At 50.5% G+C, this 740-nt stretch carries 2 protein-coding genes; both read right to left on the bottom strand.

Annotated features, from left to right (window positions below; all coding sequences use genetic code 11):
* Positions 1 to 198 (bottom strand): hypothetical protein (locus RCF13_RS00155; RefSeq protein WP_308140662.1); only part of this gene is annotated, 198 nt, incomplete at its 3' end.
* 255 nt (positions 199 to 453) lie between these two features.
* Positions 454 to 740: hypothetical protein (locus RCF13_RS00150; protein ID WP_308140661.1), on the bottom strand; the 287-nt coding region annotated here is incomplete at its 5' end.

Below are 740 nucleotides of genomic sequence, written 5' to 3'. Positions count from 1 at the left end.
AAGGTCAACCTTCATCTTGTAGGAAAGGAACATCCGCTGCGTCCGGCAGTTGGGCTTTGGTGCAGGACAAAGGAGGTTCAAAATGGAGTGCGGAGATGAGAATATATTCACGCGCGGGAAAGAGCCACCCGAGAGCGGGTCTGGGTTGAAAACAACTTTCAGTGCTATGTTTACAGGCTTGCCCTCTCGCCAGCGCATGACAAAGAGCTGGCTCTAAAACGCGTAATGGTACTGGCTTCTGCACGCTCGAATGCTGACGCAAGAGTTGTGGCTACTCAGTATGGGGCGGATGCTTTCCGCGGGAAAGTGGCGACCGGGGACGTTGGCCTTACAACCGACGAATCTCGTGCTTTTCGCGATGTTGAATCCTACCCGGTCCACCGTATCAAGGACGAACCGGTCGATAAGCCGAGAGGCTTAATTGCTATGGAAGGAAGCGACTGTGATGACTGATTATAACACGTTGGTGCTTTTCCTTGGTGGAGGGATGGCGATCTGCTTGGCGTTTGGAATTGCCATATTGATCGCTGCGCAAAAATGATTTGTCGTTTCGAAATTTTGTGAATTTACATATCGGTCAAAATATCTTGCGAGCGCTTGATAACGCCGGGAAAGTCGTGCTCCTGACATGTATTTAACCTGTGGCGCCCTAGCCTTGCACTCAAATGGCCCGATCTTCGTGTAATTGATAAAGTCAACGGCGCCAATATTCACCATCGCTTTGCAATCGTGCAGGCTTG

The sequence above is a fragment of the Stenotrophomonas maltophilia group sp. RNC7 genome, from assembly GCF_030910085.1.
GTDB classification, from domain to species: domain Bacteria; phylum Pseudomonadota; class Gammaproteobacteria; order Xanthomonadales; family Xanthomonadaceae; genus Stenotrophomonas; species Stenotrophomonas sepilia.
This window is presented reverse-complemented; position numbering and strand designations above follow the sequence as displayed.